This window comes from Blastococcus sp. SYSU D00695, assembly GCF_054050555.1.
Genome location: NZ_JBJGZP010000034.1, coordinates 16,489 through 31,914 on the forward strand (window position 1 = coordinate 16,489; position 15,426 = coordinate 31,914).

The 15,426-nt window shown below is 73.9% G+C and carries 14 protein-coding genes and 4 tRNA genes; 11 read left to right on the forward strand and 7 right to left on the reverse strand.

The features are described 5' to 3' along the window. Positions 1-75: 75 nt before the first annotated feature. The 4 genes from ACI781_RS17290 to ACI781_RS17305 all read right to left on the reverse strand — a co-directional run bounded on the left by ACI781_RS17290 (position 76) and on the right by ACI781_RS17305 (position 2,237). Positions 76-147, reverse strand: a tRNA-Val gene (locus ACI781_RS17290). 25 nt (positions 148-172) lie between these two features. Further along, the gene (locus ACI781_RS17295; RefSeq protein ID WP_456567364.1) at positions 173-562 is read right to left on the reverse strand and encodes a TIGR02611 family protein; all 390 of its coding nucleotides are present in this window, start codon (positions 560-562) and stop codon (positions 173-175) included. 125 nt (positions 563-687) lie between these two features. Beyond that, positions 688-1,605, reverse strand: a complete 918-nt coding sequence (locus tag ACI781_RS17300) for an anti-sigma factor domain-containing protein (RefSeq protein WP_456567365.1) — start codon at positions 1,603-1,605, stop codon at positions 688-690. Next, positions 1,602-2,237 carry a sigma-70 family RNA polymerase sigma factor gene (locus tag ACI781_RS17305; protein ID WP_456567366.1) on the reverse strand — a complete coding sequence of 212 codons (636 nt, stop codon included), beginning with the start codon at positions 2,235-2,237 and terminating at the stop codon, positions 1,602-1,604. Before ACI781_RS17305 ends, ACI781_RS17300 begins: the two co-directional genes overlap by 4 nt. Before the next feature lie 139 nt (positions 2,238-2,376). On the opposite strand from ACI781_RS17305, the gene ACI781_RS17310 reads away from it, so the two are divergent. From ACI781_RS17310 to ACI781_RS17325, 4 genes are all read left to right on the forward strand, one after another. Further along, complete coding sequence (locus ACI781_RS17310) at positions 2,377-2,820, forward strand: SsgA family sporulation/cell division regulator (protein ID WP_456567367.1); 444 nt, start codon at positions 2,377-2,379, stop codon at positions 2,818-2,820. A 60-nt stretch (positions 2,821-2,880) separates the two neighbouring features. Beyond that, positions 2,881-2,953, forward strand: a tRNA-Gly gene (locus ACI781_RS17315). Between the two features lie 43 nt (positions 2,954-2,996). Beyond that, a tRNA-Cys gene (locus ACI781_RS17320) sits at positions 2,997-3,067 on the forward strand. Between the two features lie 50 nt (positions 3,068-3,117). Continuing rightward, positions 3,118-3,192, forward strand: a tRNA-Val gene (locus tag ACI781_RS17325). Between the two features lie 86 nt (positions 3,193-3,278). Here ACI781_RS17325 and coaE read toward each other — a convergent pair. Beyond that, on the reverse strand, positions 3,279-3,920 hold the full coding sequence (coaE, locus tag ACI781_RS17330; protein ID WP_456567368.1) for a dephospho-CoA kinase: 642 nt from the start codon (positions 3,918-3,920) through the stop codon (positions 3,279-3,281). 144 nt (positions 3,921-4,064) lie between these two features. Here coaE and ACI781_RS17335 point away from each other — a divergent pair, with 144 nt between their 5' ends. Further along, a complete protein-coding gene (locus ACI781_RS17335; protein WP_456567369.1) occupies positions 4,065-4,331 on the forward strand; it encodes a hypothetical protein in 267 nt (88 codons plus the stop codon). Between the two features lie 456 nt (positions 4,332-4,787). On the opposite strand, the gene rpsA is transcribed toward ACI781_RS17335, so the two are convergent. Further along, positions 4,788-6,251 carry a 30S ribosomal protein S1 gene (gene rpsA / locus ACI781_RS17340; RefSeq protein ID WP_456567370.1) on the reverse strand — a complete coding sequence of 488 codons (1,464 nt, stop codon included), beginning with the start codon at positions 6,249-6,251 and terminating at the stop codon, positions 4,788-4,790. A 228-nt stretch (positions 6,252-6,479) separates the two neighbouring features. Here rpsA and ACI781_RS17345 point away from each other — a divergent pair, with 228 nt between their 5' ends. Then, positions 6,480-7,310 (forward strand): class I SAM-dependent methyltransferase, encoded by an 831-nt coding sequence (locus tag ACI781_RS17345; RefSeq protein ID WP_456567371.1) that lies wholly within the window; start codon positions 6,480-6,482, stop codon positions 7,308-7,310. Positions 7,311-7,573: 263 nt separating this feature from the next. On the opposite strand, the gene polA is transcribed toward ACI781_RS17345, so the two are convergent. Beyond that, positions 7,574-10,312: a DNA polymerase I gene (polA, locus tag ACI781_RS17350; RefSeq protein ID WP_456567372.1), complete on the reverse strand. Its 2,739-nt coding sequence runs from the start codon at positions 10,310-10,312 to the stop codon at positions 7,574-7,576. 76 nt (positions 10,313-10,388) lie between these two features. On the opposite strand from polA, the gene ACI781_RS17355 reads away from it, so the two are divergent. From ACI781_RS17355 to ACI781_RS17375, 5 genes are all read left to right on the forward strand, one after another. Then, the gene (locus tag ACI781_RS17355; RefSeq protein WP_456567373.1) at positions 10,389-10,796 is read left to right on the forward strand and encodes a PaaI family thioesterase; all 408 of its coding nucleotides are present in this window, start codon (positions 10,389-10,391) and stop codon (positions 10,794-10,796) included. 260 nt (positions 10,797-11,056) lie between these two features. After that, a complete protein-coding gene (locus ACI781_RS17360; RefSeq protein WP_456567374.1) occupies positions 11,057-12,298 on the forward strand; it encodes a branched-chain amino acid ABC transporter permease in 1,242 nt (413 codons plus the stop codon). Between the two features lie 5 nt (positions 12,299-12,303). After that, positions 12,304-13,317: a branched-chain amino acid ABC transporter permease gene (locus ACI781_RS17365; protein ID WP_456567375.1), complete on the forward strand. Its 1,014-nt coding sequence runs from the start codon at positions 12,304-12,306 to the stop codon at positions 13,315-13,317. Continuing rightward, entirely contained in the window at positions 13,307-14,341 is a 1,035-nt protein-coding gene (locus tag ACI781_RS17370) for an ABC transporter ATP-binding protein (RefSeq protein ID WP_456567376.1), read from the forward strand. The genes ACI781_RS17365 and ACI781_RS17370 overlap by 11 nt, the downstream gene beginning before the upstream one ends. After that, a complete protein-coding gene (locus ACI781_RS17375) occupies positions 14,338-15,195 on the forward strand; it encodes an ABC transporter ATP-binding protein (protein WP_456567377.1) in 858 nt (285 codons plus the stop codon). Before ACI781_RS17370 ends, ACI781_RS17375 begins: the two co-directional genes overlap by 4 nt. Positions 15,196-15,426: the final 231 nt, after the last annotated feature.

Sequence of the window (15,426 nt, forward strand, 5' to 3'; positions counted from 1 at the left end):
CCCGGAGGGCGCCCCGGCGCGCGGCCCGGGAACGCCGAGGGCCCCAGGTCTGCTGACCTGGGGCCCTCGTGCCGGTGGGCGATACTGGGTTCGAACCAGTGACCTCTTCGGTGTGAACGAAGCGCTCTACCACTGAGCCAATCGCCCGTGCGTCGTCGATTGTGCCAGACGCCTACCGCCAGAGCGGCACCCACCCCGGCACCCAGCCCGGGACGCCGGTCAGGTGCAGCGTGACCACCAGGACGCCGTACACGAAGGCCAGCGTCGCCAGGGCGATCAGGCCGCGGACCCAGAGCGCCTGGCGCCCGATCCAGGCCGTCCAGGCGCTGACGTTGCGCTTGGTGAACTCCAGCAGCCGCTCGGCCCAGAAGAACTCGCTGGCCAGCACGAACAGGCCCGCGATCACGATCAGCCAGCCGGGCCCGGGCAGCGGGATGGCCAGGATGCCCAGCCCGACGACGAGCGCCCCCACGATGCCGACGCCGACGCGGTAGGCGTGGTCGACGCTGCGACGGGCCGCCAGGCGCCGGCGCCAGCCCGTCTCGGCGACGCGCTCGCGCAACGACCGGATGCCGTCCTCGGCGAACTGCGCGCGCAGGTCCTCCTCGGACCGCCCCGCCCGGGCCCCGCCCGTGCCCGGCGCGGTCCCGGCTGCCGCCGCGGTCTCCTGCTCGCTCAGTTGGTCACCTACCCGCTCGCCACGACCTCCGTCGGGGACGACGGAGCCTCCCGACCGGGCTCGAGACTGATCGCGTAGGCGCCGTAGTCGTCGAGACCGGTCGCGGCCGAGCCTACGGTGACGACGTCGGTTTGTGACCGGACCACGTCGAAGGTGCCGAGTGGGATGGGCGACTCCGCGATGCCCCACACCACGTAGGTCTCCGCCCGCCGGTCGTTGACGGGCAGGCCCTGGGTGACCACCTGGACCTGGCCGTCGCGTGCCACGACGGTGGCGACCTGGCCCCCGTCGCCGGACAGCGGGGCGATGGTCGCCGTGCCCGGCTCCAGCAGCGTCCGCACGACGCGGGCCTGCTCGGCGGCGTCGGCCTCCGCGGCATCCCGGGCGTCGCCGAGCACGACGTTCCAGGTGGCGAGCGCGAGCACCGCGGCGACGGCGGCCGCCACCAGCGCGTTGGGCAGGACCCGGCGCCAGGCCGGGCGCGAGCCGGGGCCGCCGGTCGCGGGGACGGCGGGGCGGTAGCCGGGGAACCCGGTGGCCCCTGCCGGGTGGCGCGGCGCGGCCCCCCGCTCCGGGGGCGCCGCCGGCGGCGGCCCGGCGGGCGCCTCCGGCGGCGGACCGGCCGGCGTGACCGGCGACGGTCCGGCCGACGCCGGCGGCCGGGGCACCTGGCCGGTCTCCTCGACCGCGGCGCGCAGCCGGTCGCGCAGCCCCTGCGTCGGTTCGGCCGGGGGCAGGTCGGCGGCCATGGCGCCCATGACCTCGCTGGTCTCGGCGACCGTGCGGGCGCACCGCGGGCAGCCGGCCAGGTGCGCGGCGAACAGCACCTCGTCCTCGGGCTCGAGCGCGTGCAGCGTCCAGCCCACGGCGAGCTCGTCGAACGGCTCGTGCGCCTCCGGGCCGGGCCCGGTCCCCCGCCCGCTCATCGGCCCGTCCCGTCGACGGCGGCCGACCCGAGGGCGCCGCCGGCCACGCCGCCGAGCTCGGCCCTGAGCCGTCGCATGCCGGCGAGCATCCGTGTCTTGACCGTGCCCAGCGGGGCGCTGGTGAGGGCCGCGACCTCGCGCTGGGTGTAGCCGCCGTAGTAGGCCAGCGTCAGCGCCTCGCGCTGCGCGTCGGGCAGCCCGCTCAGGGCCCGGCGCACCTGCTCCCCGGCCAGTCGGGCCCAGGCGTCGTCCTCCACGTCCGCGACGGCGGTCGGCACCTCCCGCACGGCCTCCTGCTCGGCGCGCGCCTGCCGGCGGCGCTGCGACTCCTCGCGGCGGACGGCGTCGACGGCCTTGTGGTGGACCAGCGCCAGGAACCACGAGGCGAACGTCCCCCGCGTCCCGTCGAAGGCGTGCGGGTCCCGCCACACCGACAGGAAGGCGTCCTGCAGCACGTCCTCGGCGAGGACGTCGTCCCCGATCACCCGGCGGGCGAGCGCGAACGCCGGCCGCCGGAAGCGGTCGTAGAGGTCCTCCACCGCCGACCGGTCGCCGGCGCGGAGCCGGGACACGATCCCGGCGTCACCCTGGTCGTCGCCGGGACGGCGCACGGGACGGGTCACGGCTCCCATCGTCACACGAGGCCTTCGTCACGGGGGGCCCGATCGGTTCGCCGCGATCCCGGCACCGGACCCGGGCCGGACGCCGGACCGCGACACGCCCGGGAGTCACCCGCGCGCAACCTGTCACCGACTCGGTCGTTGCCCGGACATGGCGAGCCGTTCCACCCCCGTGCACACCGTCCCCACCACCTTCCACCTGGTCGGGCCGAACTCCTGGACCGAGGTGCCGGCGAGCCTCGTCTACGCGGTGTCCGACCCCTACGCCGTCCGCATCGCCTTCGGCGACCGCGGCGCGGACGACGGCATCTCCTGGCTGCTGGCCCGGGACCTGCTGCGGGCGGGCCTGGACCGCCCCGCCGGGGACGGCGACGTGCGGCTGTGGCCGGCGCGGACGACGGGCGACGTCCTGTTCCTGCACCTGCGGGCCCCCTCGGGGGAGGCGCTGTTCGAGTGCTCCCGCAGCGCGGTGGCGGCGTTCCTGCGCCAGACCGAGCAGCTGGTGCCGCTGGGGGACGAGGCGTCGCTGCTGCGGGTGGACGACGAGCTGGCGGTCCTGCTGTCCGGCGGCGGGAGCGATCCCGGGGCCCGCTGAACCCCCGGGGGACCCCCCCTAAGAGTGCCTCCGGGAGCCGTGTAATGTTCTCCCTGCAACGCGGACGTGGCTCAGTTGGTAGAGCATCACCTTGCCAAGGTGAGGGTCGCGGGTTCGAATCCCGTCGTCCGCTCGGAACCTCGGGCGCTGGTCGCACGACCAGCGCCCGTGTGTGCGGTGGAGTGGCCGAGAGGCGAGGCAACGGCCTGCAAAGCCGTCTACACGGGTTCAAATCCCGTCTCCACCTCGTCTCGCTCGCGAGAGCGGTGGAGCGGGCCGGTCGCGAGACCGGAGCCCGGGCGATTAGCGCAGTGGTAGCGCGCTTCCCTGACACGGAAGAGGTCACTGGTTCGAACCCAGTATCGCCCACCAGCACGAGAGGCCCCGACCGGCAGGTCGGGGCCTCTCGTCGTCTCGGGGCCCCTCGTCGTCTCGGGCCCTCTCGCCGCCCTCGGGGGCTAGCCGAGCCGCGGCGCCACGTGCTCGACCCAGAAGCGGTCGACCTGCGCGGCGAGCTGCTCGGGGGTCCCGCTGTTGTCCAGCACGACGTCGGCCACCGCGCGGCGCTGCTCGTCGGTGGCCTGGACGGCGATCCGGGCGCGGGCGTCGTCCTCGGTCATCCCCCGCTGCACCAGCCGGGCGAGCCGCGTGTCGAGGTCGGTCTCGACGACGAGGACGAGGTCGTGGGCGCGCCCGGCGGCGCCGTCACGGTCCTCGGCGCCGCGCGCCCCGTCCGCCGCCCGGGCGGACTCCACGAGCAGCGGGATGTCGTGCACCACCACGCCGTCGTCGGGCACGCGGGCGGCCAGCTCGGCGGCACGGTCGCGCACCAGCGGGTGCACGATCGCGTTGAGCCGCTCCCGGGCCGCGGGGTCGGCGAAGACGACCGCGCCGAGCGCCGGCCGGTCGAGGGCCCCGTCGCCGGTGAGGACGTCGTCGCCGAACGCCGCGACCACCGCGGCCAGACCGGGGCTGCCCGGCTCGACGACCTCGCGGGCGATGGCGTCGGCGTCCACGACCACCGCCCCGTGCTCGGCCAGCAGCCGCGACACGGTGCTCTTGCCCGATCCGATCCCGCCGGTCAACCCGATGTTCAGCACGCACGGACAGTAGCCAGCGCGCCGATGTCCATCACGGACAGGTAACACGCACCCGTCCTGTCCGGCGCGTCGCAGCAGTCACACGCGTCACGCCTCATAACGTCCGCCCCGGCGATCTTCCCCGCCGAGAGAGGCAGAACCGAGATGTCGCGTCCCACGCAGGTCACCGTCCCGACCCCCGCCGCGGGTTCCCGCGGCCGGCACCGGCTCGACCGTCCCGCCGGCGTCCGCGCCGCGGACCTGCCCGGCGTCCGCGACCGGCTGGCCCGGCGTGAGGGCGAGCTCCGGCCGCGCAACGCCTTCCTGCGGTGGCTGACCACGAGCGCCCCGGCGGGCCGCCACACCTGGTCCTTCCTCGCCGGCGCCGGCGGCCGCCCCCGGACCGCGTTCGCGATCATCCTCAGCCTCTGACGCCCGGCCGCCCTCCCGCGCCCGCGCGCGACCGGGCGGCCCTCCGGCAGCCGCCGTCGCAAGGCGCCAGCCGCTCCCCCGCAGCGACGTGCCGGGCGGCGGGCCACGGGCCCTGCGGCCCTACGCGGGCCCTGATCGACGTCGACCAGCGCGCCCTGCCCCCGATCGACGCCGGACGGCGCGCGGGGCCGGGCCCCGCACCGGCCCCGGGGCCGGCCGACCTCTCGGGCCACGCCTCCGCCGGCAGGACCGACACGGCCCCAGCGCCCACCCGGGGACGCGACCGGGCGTTCCCGCCCCGCCCACGGTCCCCGCCACGTCGGCCGGCGGTCCCCCGGCGGTCCCCCGGTCCCGGCGGGCTCCCCCACGACAGCACGGAGGCCCAGGACCTGGTGGTCCTGGGCCTCCGTGGTCGACCGGTCAGCTCACCGCTGCCCGATCAGCACTGCTGTGCGGTCACTCCCCGCCGGCGAGCTTGGCCCGCAGCGCGGCGAGCGCCTCGTCGCTGGCCAGGGTGCCACCCGAGGTGTCGGACGCGACGGCGTCCCCACCCGAGGAGTAGTTCCCACCCGCGGCGGCCTCGGCGTCGGCCTCCTTGGCAGCGGCGATCTGCTTGCGGTGCGCCTCGTACCGGGCCTGGGCCTCGGCGTACTGCCGCTCCCAGGTCTCGCGGGCCTCGTCGTAGCCCTCGAGCCACTCGCCGGTCTCCGGGTCGAAGCCCTCGGGGTAGATGTAGTTGCCCTGCTCGTCGTAGGACGCGGCCATGCCGTAGGCAGCCGGGTCGAACACGTCCTCGTCGCCGATGACGCCCTCGTTGGCCTGCTTGAGCGACAGCGAGATGCGGCGGCGGTCCAGGTCGATGTCGATGACCTTGACGAGGATCTCGTCGCCGACCTGCACGACCTGCTCCGGGATCTCCACGTGGCGCTCGGCCAGCTCGGAGATGTGGACCAGACCCTCGATGCCCTCGTCGACGCGGACGAACGCACCGAAGGGCACCAGCTTGGTGACCTTGCCGGGCACGACCTGGCCGATCTGGTGCGTGCGGGCGAACTGACGCCACGGGTCCTCCTGCGTCGCCTTCAGCGACAGGGAGACCCGCTCGCGGTCCAGGTCGACGTCGAGGACCTCGACGGTGACCTCCTGGCCCACCTCGACGACCTCGGAGGGGTGGTCGATGTGCTTCCAGGACAGCTCGGAGACGTGCACCAGGCCGTCGACGCCACCCAGGTCCACGAAGGCACCGAAGTTGACGATCGAGGAGACGACGCCGGTCCGGACCTGGCCCTTGGCGAGCTTGTTGAGGAACTCGCTGCGGACCTCGGACTGCGTCTGCTCCAGCCACTGGCGACGGGAGAGCACGACGTTGTTGCGGTTCTTGTCGAGCTCGATGATCTTCGCCTCGAGCTCGCGGCCCACGTAGGGCTGCAGGTCGCGGACGCGGCGCATCTCGACCAGCGAGGCGGGGAGGAACCCGCGCAGGCCGATGTCGAGGATGAGACCGCCCTTGACGACCTCGATGACGGTGCCGGTGACGACCTCGTCGGCTTCCTTCTTCGCCTCGATCGTGCCCCAGGCGCGCTCGTACTGGGCGCGCTTCTTGGACAGGATCAGGCGGCCTTCCTTGTCCTCCTTCTGGAGGACGAGGGCTTCCACCTCGTCGCCGACCTTGACGACCTCGTTGGGGTCGACGTCGTGCTTGATGGACAGCTCGCGCGAGGGGATGACGCCCTCGGTCTTGTAGCCGATGTCCAGCAGCACCTCGTCCCGGTCCACCTTGACGATGACGCCCTCGACGATGTCGCCATCGTTGAAGTACTTGATCGTCTGGTCGATGGCGGCGAGGAAGTCCTCGGCGCTACCGATGTCGTTGATGGCGACCTGGGGGGTGCTGGAAGGACGGACCTGGGTGGAGGTCATGTGGTTGGTTGCTCCGGACGGGGGATGCGTAGGGACAGGGCGTCCCGCGGCCGGGTGACCGCGGGAGCGGGGAGAGCCGGCGCGCGCTGGCTCTCGGGAAGGGCAGGACCCCCGACGAGGGACAGCGTTGACAGACCTCTGGCGCCCTCCCATGGTACGGAGCCCAGGGCCCTCGGGTCCACCGGGGTCCGGGACCGGTTCCCCGCCCCGGCGTGTCACGCTCCGCCGGTGACCAGCCTCCCCCTCGGCCCCGACGGCTACCCGGCCGCCGGCGGTGTCGCCCGCCGTCCCGCCGGTGAGGCCGAGTCCGTGCGCGCGAACCGTCGCTGGTGGGACGTCGCCGCCCCGGCGTATCTGGCCGAGCACGGCGCCGACCTCGGCGACGTCGACTTCCTCTGGTGCCCGGAGGGGCTGCGCGAGGCCGACGCGCACCTCCTCGGGGACGTCGCCGGCCGCCGCGTGCTGGAGGTCGGCTGCGGGTCCGCGCCGTGCGCGCGGTGGCTGCGGCAGGCCGGGGCGGAGGTGGTGGCCCTGGACCTGTCGGGCGGCATGCTCGCCCGGGCCGCGGCCCTGAACCGGGCCACGGGCGTGCCGGTGCCGCTGCTGCAGGCCGACGTCGGCGCGCTCCCCCTGCGCGACGCCTCGGTGGACGTCGCGTGCTCCGCGTTCGGCGGGCTGCCCTTCGTCGCCGACGTCGAGGGGGCACTGCGCGAGGTCGCGCGGGTGCTGCGTCCCGGCGGGCGGTTCGTGGCCTCGGTGAACCACCCGCTGCGCTGGCCGCTGCCGGACTCCCCCGACCCGGCCGACCTGACCGTGACGTCGTCCTACTTCGACCGCACCCCCTACGTCGAGACGGACGACGCCGGGCGGGCCACCTACGTCGAGCACCACCGCACGGTCGGTGACTGGGTGCGGGCGGTCGTCGGGGCGGGGCTGGTCCTGGAGGACCTGGTCGAGCCGGAGTGGACGCCGGGCCGCACGCAGGAGTGGGGGCAGTGGTCCCCCGCCCGCGGCGCGCTCGTGCCCGGGACCCTCGTCCTGGTCGCCCACCGCGCCTGACCGCTCCGCACCGCTCCCGCGCCCGACCGCCATCGCCGGACGCCGCGGGTGCCCGGCCACGGGTGATGTGCGGTCAGGGCGCGTTCCGCCCCACGGAACGCGCCCTGACCGCACATCACCCGGACCCTCGACCTCAGCTGGAGGCTGTCGAGCGGGGTCGTGCCGGGCCGTCGTGCGGTTCCCGCACCGTCGCCAGCGCCCGGGAGCGGGACCCTCGACCTCGGGTGGAGGGTGCGGCCGACTCGGCTCCGCCGCGCACCGGCTCAGTGGGCCGCGGCGTCCCAGCTGGACCCGAAGCCGACCGAGACCTCCAGCGGCACCGAGAGCTCCGCCGCGCCGGCCATCTCCCGGCGGACCAGGGCCTCCAGCGCCTCCCGCTCCCCCGGCGCCACCTCGAGCACGAGCTCGTCGTGCACCTGCAGCAGCATCCGCGACGTCAGCCCCTCGGCGGCGATCGCCTTCTCGACGTTGAGCATGGCCACCTTGATGACGTCGGCGGCCGAGCCCTGGATGGGGGCGTTGAGGGCCATCCGCTCGGCCATCTGCCGGCGCTGCCCGTTGTCGCTGGTCAGATCGGGCAGGTAGCGGCGCCGGCCGAGCGTGGTCTCGGTGTAGCCGGTCTTGCGGGCGTCGTCCACCACGGTGTCGAGGTAGTCGCGGATCCCGCCGAACCGCTCGAAGTAGGCGTTCATCTGCTCGCGCGCCTCCTCCACGGAGATGCGCAGCTGGCCGGACAACCCGTAGGCGCTCAGCCCGTAGGCCAGCCCGTAGCTCATCGCCTTGATGCGGCGGCGCATCTCGGGGTCGACCTGGTCGATCGGGATGTCGAAGGCCCGGGACGCCACGAACGAGTGCAGGTCCTCCCCCGACGTGAAGGCCTCGATCAGCCCCTCGTCGCCGGAGAGGTGGGCCATGATCCGCATCTCGATCTGGCTGTAGTCGGCGGTCATCAGCGACTCGAAGCCCGCACCGACCACGAACGCCTGCCGGATGCGGCGCCCCTCGGCGGTGCGGATCGGGATGTTCTGCAGGTTCGGGTCGGTCGAGGAGAGCCGGCCGGTCGCCGCGATCGTCTGCTGGAACGTCGTGTGGATGCGACCGCCGTCGTCGACCATCGGGATGAGCCCGTCGATGACCGTGCGCAGCCGGGTCACGTCGCGGTGGCGCAGCAGGTGCTCGAGGAACGGGTGCCCGGTGGTGGCCAGCAGCGACGTCAGCGCGTCGGCGTCGGTCGTGTAGCCGGACTTGATCTTCTTCGTCTTGGGCAGCCCCAGCTCGTCGAAGAGCACCGCCTGCAGCTGCTTGGGCGAGCCCAGGTTCACCTCGTGCCCGATGACCGCGTAGCACTCGGCGGCCGCGGCGGCGACGCCGTCGGCGAACTCCCGCTGCAGCTCGTGCAGGAAGTCCAGGTCGGCGGCGATGCCCCGGAACTCCATCGCGGCCAGCACGCGGGTCAGCGGCAGCTCGATCCCGCCGAGCAGCCCGTCGCCGCCACGCTGCCCGAGCAGCTGCTCCAACGCGTCGGACAGGTCGTTGACCGCCACGGCCTTGAGCACGTCGGCGTGCGCGGCCTCGGCGGCGAGGTCGGCCTCGCTGGGGCCCATCCCGTCGAGGGTGAGCTGCCCCTCCGGCGCGGCCGAGTCCTTGAGCTCGCGGCGCAGGTAGCGGACGGCGAGGTCGCCGAGGTCGAACGAGCGCTGCCCCGGGTTGGTCAGGTAGGCGGCCAGCGCCGTGTCGCTGACCAGGCCCTGCACCTCCCAGCCGCGCGACCACACCGCGAGCAGCGGGCCCTTCACGTCGTGGGCGACCTTGGGCCGCGCGGGGTCGGCGAGCCACGCGGCCAGGGCCTGCTCGTCGGCCGCGTCGAGCGCCGGCCCGACGTCGACGAAGGTCGCGTGGTCGTCGCCGGCCGACAGGGCCAGGCCGGTCAGCTCCCCGGTGCCGCGGCCCCACGTGCCGCGGAAGACCAGACCGGTCCGGCCGGTGGCGTGCGCGTCCAGCCAGGCGCCGAGGCCGCCGGGCTCCACGACGTCCTCGGTGACGTCGAAGCCACCCTCGACCTCGGGCTCGGCACTGGTCAGGGTGGCGAACAACCGGTCGCGCAGCACGCGGAACTGCAGGTTGTCGAAGAGCGTGTGCACCTCGTTGCGGTCCCAGGCCTGGACGGCGAGGTCGCCGGGGCCGACCTCGAGGGGCACCCGCCGGTCGAGCTCGGTCAGCCGCCGGTTCTGCAGCACCGAGGAGAGGTGCTCGCGCAGCTTCTCCCCCACCTTGCCCCGGACGGTGTCGACCTGGTCGACCAGGGCGTCGAGGGAGCCGTACTCGCGCACCCACTTGGCGGCGGTCTTCTCCCCCACGCTCGGGATGCTCGGCAGGTTGTCGCTGGGGTCGCCGCGCAGCGCGGCGAAGTCGGGGTACTGCGTCGGGGTCAGGCCGTACTTGGCCTCGACCTCCTCCGGCGTGAAGCGGGTGAGGTCGGAGACCCCCTTGCGCGGGTACAGCACGGTGACGTGCTCGTTCACCAGCTGCAGGGCGTCCCGGTCCCCGGTGCAGATCAGCACGTCCATGCCCGCCTCGACGGCCTGGACGGTGAGGGTCGCGATGACGTCGTCGGCCTCGTAGTTCTCCGCGGTGACCGCCGGGACGTGCAGCGCGGCCAGCACCTCCTGGATCAGGCTGACCTGGCCACGGAAGTCCGTCGGGCTCTCCGACCGGTTGGCCTTGTACTCCGCGTAGATCTCGCTGCGGAAGGTCCTGCGGCCGACGTCGAAGGCCACCGCGAGGTGGCTGGGCTGCTCGTCGCGCAGCACGTTGATGAGCATCGACGTGAAGCCGTAGACGGCGTTGGTCGGCTGGCCCGTGGTCGTCGAGAAGTTCTCGACCGGCAGCGCGAAGAACGCCCGGTAGGCCAGCGAGTGCCCGTCCAGCAGCAGCAGGCGCGGACGCGGGCCGCCCGGGGTCGAGGGGGCGGCGGGCGCGGAGGTGGTGACCGGTGCGGACATCGCCCGCGATCCTAGGCGGGGGCACCGACGGTCCGGGCCGCGAGCGGGACCCCGCCCGCGTGGCTAGCGTGCAGGCGTGACGATCACCGCCCCGCCCGAGTGGCTCCCCGCCGGCCGGCTCAGCCCGCTGGACGAGAAGCTCGGCATCCGCATCACCGACTACGACCCCGACCACGTCGTCGCCACGATGCCCGTGGCCGGCAACGAGCAGCCGTTCGGGCTCCTGCACGGTGGGGCGACCTGCTCGCTGGTCGAGACCGTCGGCTCGTGGGCCGGTGCCCTGCACGCCGGGCCCGACCGGCAGGTGGTCGGCGTGGAGCTCAACGCCAGCTACCTGCGCGCCGCGACGTCGGGCACCGTGACCGCCGTGGCCACCCCGGTGCGCCGCGGGCGCAGCCTGTCGACGTTCCTCGTGGAGGTCACCGACGACACCGGCCGGGTGACCGCCACCGCCCGGCTCACCTGCATGACGCTGGACCGCTGACCCGTGCCGCGACACCGCACGGGGGACGTCGCGTCACCCGGGAGGGCCGGGCGGGTCGCGGAACGGTCACAGGTCGAGACGTACCGATGGGGCGTGCGTCACACCTGCGTTACGTTCCGGGCTCCACTCACACGCAGGGAGCACGCGTGACCCACGCGCACGACCGCGCTCGCCGGGACCTCCGGCCGGCGCCCTCCCCCTCCGCGGGGCAGCCCGGCAGCCGCCGGCCCCCCGCCGGTCGCCGCGCCCTCGGGAGGCTGTTGCTGCTCGCCGTCGCCGGCCTGGCGCTCGCCCTGCTGACGCCGGGCGTGGCGTCGGCCGCCGGCGAGCAGGTCCGCGGGACGCTGACCACCAGCGCCACCGGGCCGATCGAGGGCGTCACCGTCACGGTCGAGACCCCCGACGGCCAGCCGGTCGGCGAGGCGGAGAGCGACGAGCGGGGACGCTTCTCGGTGCCCGTGCCGGCGCCGGGTGAGTACGTGGTCACCCTCGACACCGACGCGCTGCCCGACAACGTCACCGTCGGCGCCGCCGGCGACACCCGGACCGTCACCGTCGAGCTCAACGGCCGCGAGCCGGTCAACTTCGCGCTGTCCGACGGCGAGCGGGGCGGGGGCAGCGGCCGCATCGAGGCCGTCCAGCTGCTGGTCGACGGGCTGCGCTTCGGCCTGCTGATCGCGATCAGCGCCGTCGGCCTCTCCCTGATCTTCGGGACGACGGGCCTGACGAACTTCGCCCACGGCGAGCTCGTCACCCTCGGCGCGGTCGTCGCCTTCTTCCTCAACGCCGACGCCGGCATCCCGCTGATCGCCGCCGCGGCCATCGCGGTCGTCGTGGGCGGGGTCATCGGGGCGCTCAACGAGCTCGTCCTGTGGCGGCCGCTGCGTCGCCGGGGCACCGGGCTGGTGGCCGCGCTCGTGGTGTCGATCGGGCTGTCGCTGGCCGCCCGCTACCTCATCCAGGCCATCTACGGCGGCCGGTCGAACCCCTACGTGGACTACCAGTCGCAGCGCGCCCGCGACTACGGCGCCTTCGCGCTCACCGACCGGGACCTCTACTCGATCATCATCTCGCTCGTCGTCCTGGTCGGTGTCGCGCTCATGCTCCAGCGCAGCCGGATCGGCAAGGCGATGCGCGCCGTCGCCGACAACCGGGACCTCGCCGCGTCCTCCGGGATCGACGTCAACCGCGTGATCCTCGTCGTCTGGGTCATGGGTGCCGCCCTCGCCGCGCTCGGCGGCGTCCTGCTCGGCCTGTCGGACCAGGTGCAGTGGGACATGGGCTTCCGCCTGCTGCTGCTGATGTTCGCCGGCGTCACCCTCGGTGGCCTGGGCACCGCCTACGGCGCCCTCCTCGGCAGCGTCATCGTCGGCGTCTTCGTGCAGATGTCCACGCTCGTCATCCGCGACGACATGAAGTACGTCGGAGGGCTGCTGCTCTTGATCCTCATCCTCGTCGTCCGGCCCCAGGGCATCCTGGGCAGCCGCGCCCGGATCGGCTGACCGGCATGGGAGAGCTGCTCGACGCCCTGGTGCTGGGCATCCGCGCGATGTTCGCCTACCAGGCGGTCTTCTTCGCCCTGCTGGCGATCGGGCTGAACCTGCACTTCGGGTACACCGGCCTGCTCAACTTCGGCCAGATCGCCTTCGCGATGCTCGGCGGCTACGGCATCGCCATCTCCGTCTACCAGTGGGACCTGCCCTGGGGGGCCGGGGTCGCCATCGGGCTGGGCGCGGCCGTCATCCTGGCGCTGCTGCTCGGGGTGCCCACGCTGCGCCTGCGCGCCGACTACCTGGCGATCGTGACGATCGCCGCCGCCGAGGCGCTGCGCCTGCTCTTCCGGTCCGTCTCGGCCACCGAGGTGACGGGCAGCACGACGGGGCTGTACGACTTCAACGGCGGCTTCATCTCCCTCGCCCCCTGGGAGACCGGGCGCCGCTACGAGATCCTCGGGACCCGCTGGAGCGGCGGTGAGCTCTGGGTCATCACCGTCGGCTGGACGCTGGTCCTGCTCGGCTCGCTGCTGGTCTGGGCGCTCGTGCGCAGCCCCTGGGGCCGCGTCCTGCGCGCCGTCCGCGAGGACGAGGACGCCGCCCGCGCCCTGGGCAAGAACGTGTACGCGTTCAAGATGCAGTCGCTCGTCCTCGGCGGCATGTTCGGCGCCCTCGGCGGCATGGTCTACGCGATGGGCACCAGCGCGGTGAACCCCGACCAGTACCAGAACGCCAACACGTTCCTCGCCTACGGTGCGCTGATCCTCGGGGGCGCCGGGCGGGTGGCCGGTCCGATCATCGGGGCGATGCTGCTGTGGTTCATCATCGCGTTCTCCGACAGCGCCCTGGCCGCGCTGGTCGACGGCCACACCTTCTTCGGGCTGTTCGAGTGGAGCGACATCCTGTCGTCCACCGACATCGCGTTCATCCGGTTCATCATCATCGGACTGGGCCTGATGCTGCTCATGATCTTCCGGCCCCAGGGCATCCTGGGTGACCGCCGAGAGGTGATGCTCGATGCCCGCTGACCAGCCGCACGGCGCCACGGCCGCCTCGGCGTCCGCGTCCTCGTCGTCCGCCTCGTCGCCCGGGGCGGGCGCGCCCCCCCGGCTGGCCCGGGCCGCCCTGCGGGACGTGCCGTGGGAGGTCGGGGTCGCCAAGCCCGACCCGGCGATCGTGGTCGACGGGGTCACCCGCACGTTCGGTGGCCTGACCGCGGTGTCGGTCGACCACCTGGAGGTCCAGCGCGGCGGCATCACCGGCCTGATCGGCCCCAACGGCGCCGGCAAGACGACGCTGTTCAACCTGCTGACCGGCTTCGACCAACCCAACTCCGGCACCTGGTCCTTCGACGGGCGATCGCTGGGCCGGCTCGCGCCGCACCAGGTCGCCCGGCTGGGCGTCGTCCGCACCTTCCAGCTGACCAAGGCCCTGTCCCGGCTCACCGTGCTGCAGAACATGCTGCTCGGCGCCCAGGGCCAGCGCGGCGAGGGCTTCTTCCGCTCCCTGGTCCCCGGGATGTGGCGTAAGCAGGAGCAGGCGAACACCGCGAAGGCGCTCGAGCTGCTGGCGCGGTTCAAGCTGGACGCCAAGAAGGACGACTTCGCCGGGACCCTGTCCGGTGGTCAGCGCAAGCTGCTGGAGATGGCGCGCGCGCTGATGAGCGACCCGAAGGTCGTCATGCTCGACGAGCCGATGGCCGGGGTGAACCCCGCGCTGACGCAGAGCCTGCTGGGCCACGTGAAGGACCTGCGGGAGCAGGGCATGACGGTGATCTTCGTCGAGCACGACATGGACGTCGTCCGCGACATCAGCGACTGGGTCGTGGTGATGGCCGCCGGCCGGGTGATCGCCGAGGGGCCACCCGAGTCGATCAGCCAGAACCAGGCCGTCGTCGACGCCTACCTGGGCGCCCACCACGACGCCCCGCTGACCGTCGAGGAGGAGGACCGGGTGCTCGCCGAGGCCGAGGCGTCCATCGCGCGCGAGGAGGGCACCTCCGGTGAGGTGCTGAGCTCGGAGACGACCGACCGCGAGGGGCCCCGGCGATGAGCGAGCCACTGTTCGAGGTCGACGAGTCCGGTGAGGAAGTCACCCGCGCCGACGAGGCCGCGGCCGGCACCGCCGAGCTGTCCCCCGCGGAGCGGGCGGCCACCCGCGAGGAGCACGTGCGGCTCGCCGAGGGGGCGCTGGTGCGGGCCGACGACCTGGTCGCCGGCTACGTCCCGGGCGTCAACATCCTGCGCGGCGCGGACTTCTACCTGCAGGAGGGCGAGCTCGTCGGCATCATCGGCCCGAACGGGGCGGGGAAGTCGACGCTGCTCAAGACGCTGTTCGGGCTCATCCCCGTCCGCTCGGGGACGGTGACGCTGCGCGGGGAGGACATCACCTCCGCGCCGGCCCACCGCCTGGTCTCCCTCGGCGTCGGCTACGTGCCGCAGAACAACAACGTGTTCCCCTCGCTCACCATCGAGGAGAACATGCAGATGGGCGTCTACCTGCGGCCCAAGACCTTCGCCGAGCGCTTCGACTACGTCGTCGACCTGTTCCCGCTGCTCGGCGAGCGACGCAAGGGCAAGGCGGGCGCGCTGTCCGGCGGGGAACGGCAGATGGTCGCCATGGGCCGCGCGCTGATGATGTCGCCCAGCGTGCTGCTGCTCGACGAGCCCTCGGCCGGCCTCTCCCCCGCCTACCAGGACGAGGTGTTCATCCGCTGCCGGCGGATCAACGCCACCGGCGTCTCGATCATCATGGTCGAGCAGAACGCCCGCCGCTGCCTGCAGATCTGCGACCGCGGCTACGTCCTGGACCAGGGCCGCAACGCCTACACCGACACGGGCCGGTCGCTCATGAACGACCCGAAGGTGATCGAGCTCTACCTCGGGACGCTCGCGAAGACCCACTGAACGCCGCACCTCTCGGGCCCGCGCTGCAGGGTCCGTCCCCGGGCGCCGCTCTCCCCCACGACCGGGGAGGCCGGCGCCCGGGGCCGTCCCGGGGCCCCCGCGCCGCGCCTTCCCCCGACCGCGCCTTCCCCGCACCGCACACGGCACAGGGGGGGGGGGGGGGGGGGGGGGGGGGGGGGGGGGGGGGGGGGGGGGGGGGGGGGGGGGGGGGGGGGGGGGGGGGGGGGGGGG

Excerpts from the sequence above, each read along its gene's own strand:
- rpsA (WP_456567370.1), bottom strand. The coding sequence starts at position 6,251 with ATGACCTCCACCCAGGTCCGTCCTTCCAGCACCCCCCAGGTCGCCATC.
- ACI781_RS17370 (WP_456567376.1), top strand. The coding sequence starts at position 13,307 with ATGCCCGCTGACCAGCCGCACGGCGCCACGGCCGCCTCGGCGTCCGCG.
- ACI781_RS17335 (WP_456567369.1), top strand. The coding sequence starts at position 4,065 with ATGTCGCGTCCCACGCAGGTCACCGTCCCGACCCCCGCCGCGGGTTCC.
- ACI781_RS17300 (WP_456567365.1), bottom strand. The coding sequence starts at position 1,605 with ATGAGCGGGCGGGGGACCGGGCCCGGCCCGGAGGCGCACGAGCCGTTC.
- ACI781_RS17305 (WP_456567366.1), bottom strand. The coding sequence starts at position 2,237 with ATGGGAGCCGTGACCCGTCCCGTGCGCCGTCCCGGCGACGACCAGGGT.
- polA (WP_456567372.1), bottom strand. The coding sequence starts at position 10,312 with ATGTCCGCACCGGTCACCACCTCCGCGCCCGCCGCCCCCTCGACCCCG.
- ACI781_RS17310 (WP_456567367.1), top strand. The coding sequence starts at position 2,377 with ATGGCGAGCCGTTCCACCCCCGTGCACACCGTCCCCACCACCTTCCAC.
- ACI781_RS17375 (WP_456567377.1), top strand. The coding sequence starts at position 14,338 with ATGAGCGAGCCACTGTTCGAGGTCGACGAGTCCGGTGAGGAAGTCACC.
- ACI781_RS17365 (WP_456567375.1), top strand. The coding sequence starts at position 12,304 with ATGGGAGAGCTGCTCGACGCCCTGGTGCTGGGCATCCGCGCGATGTTC.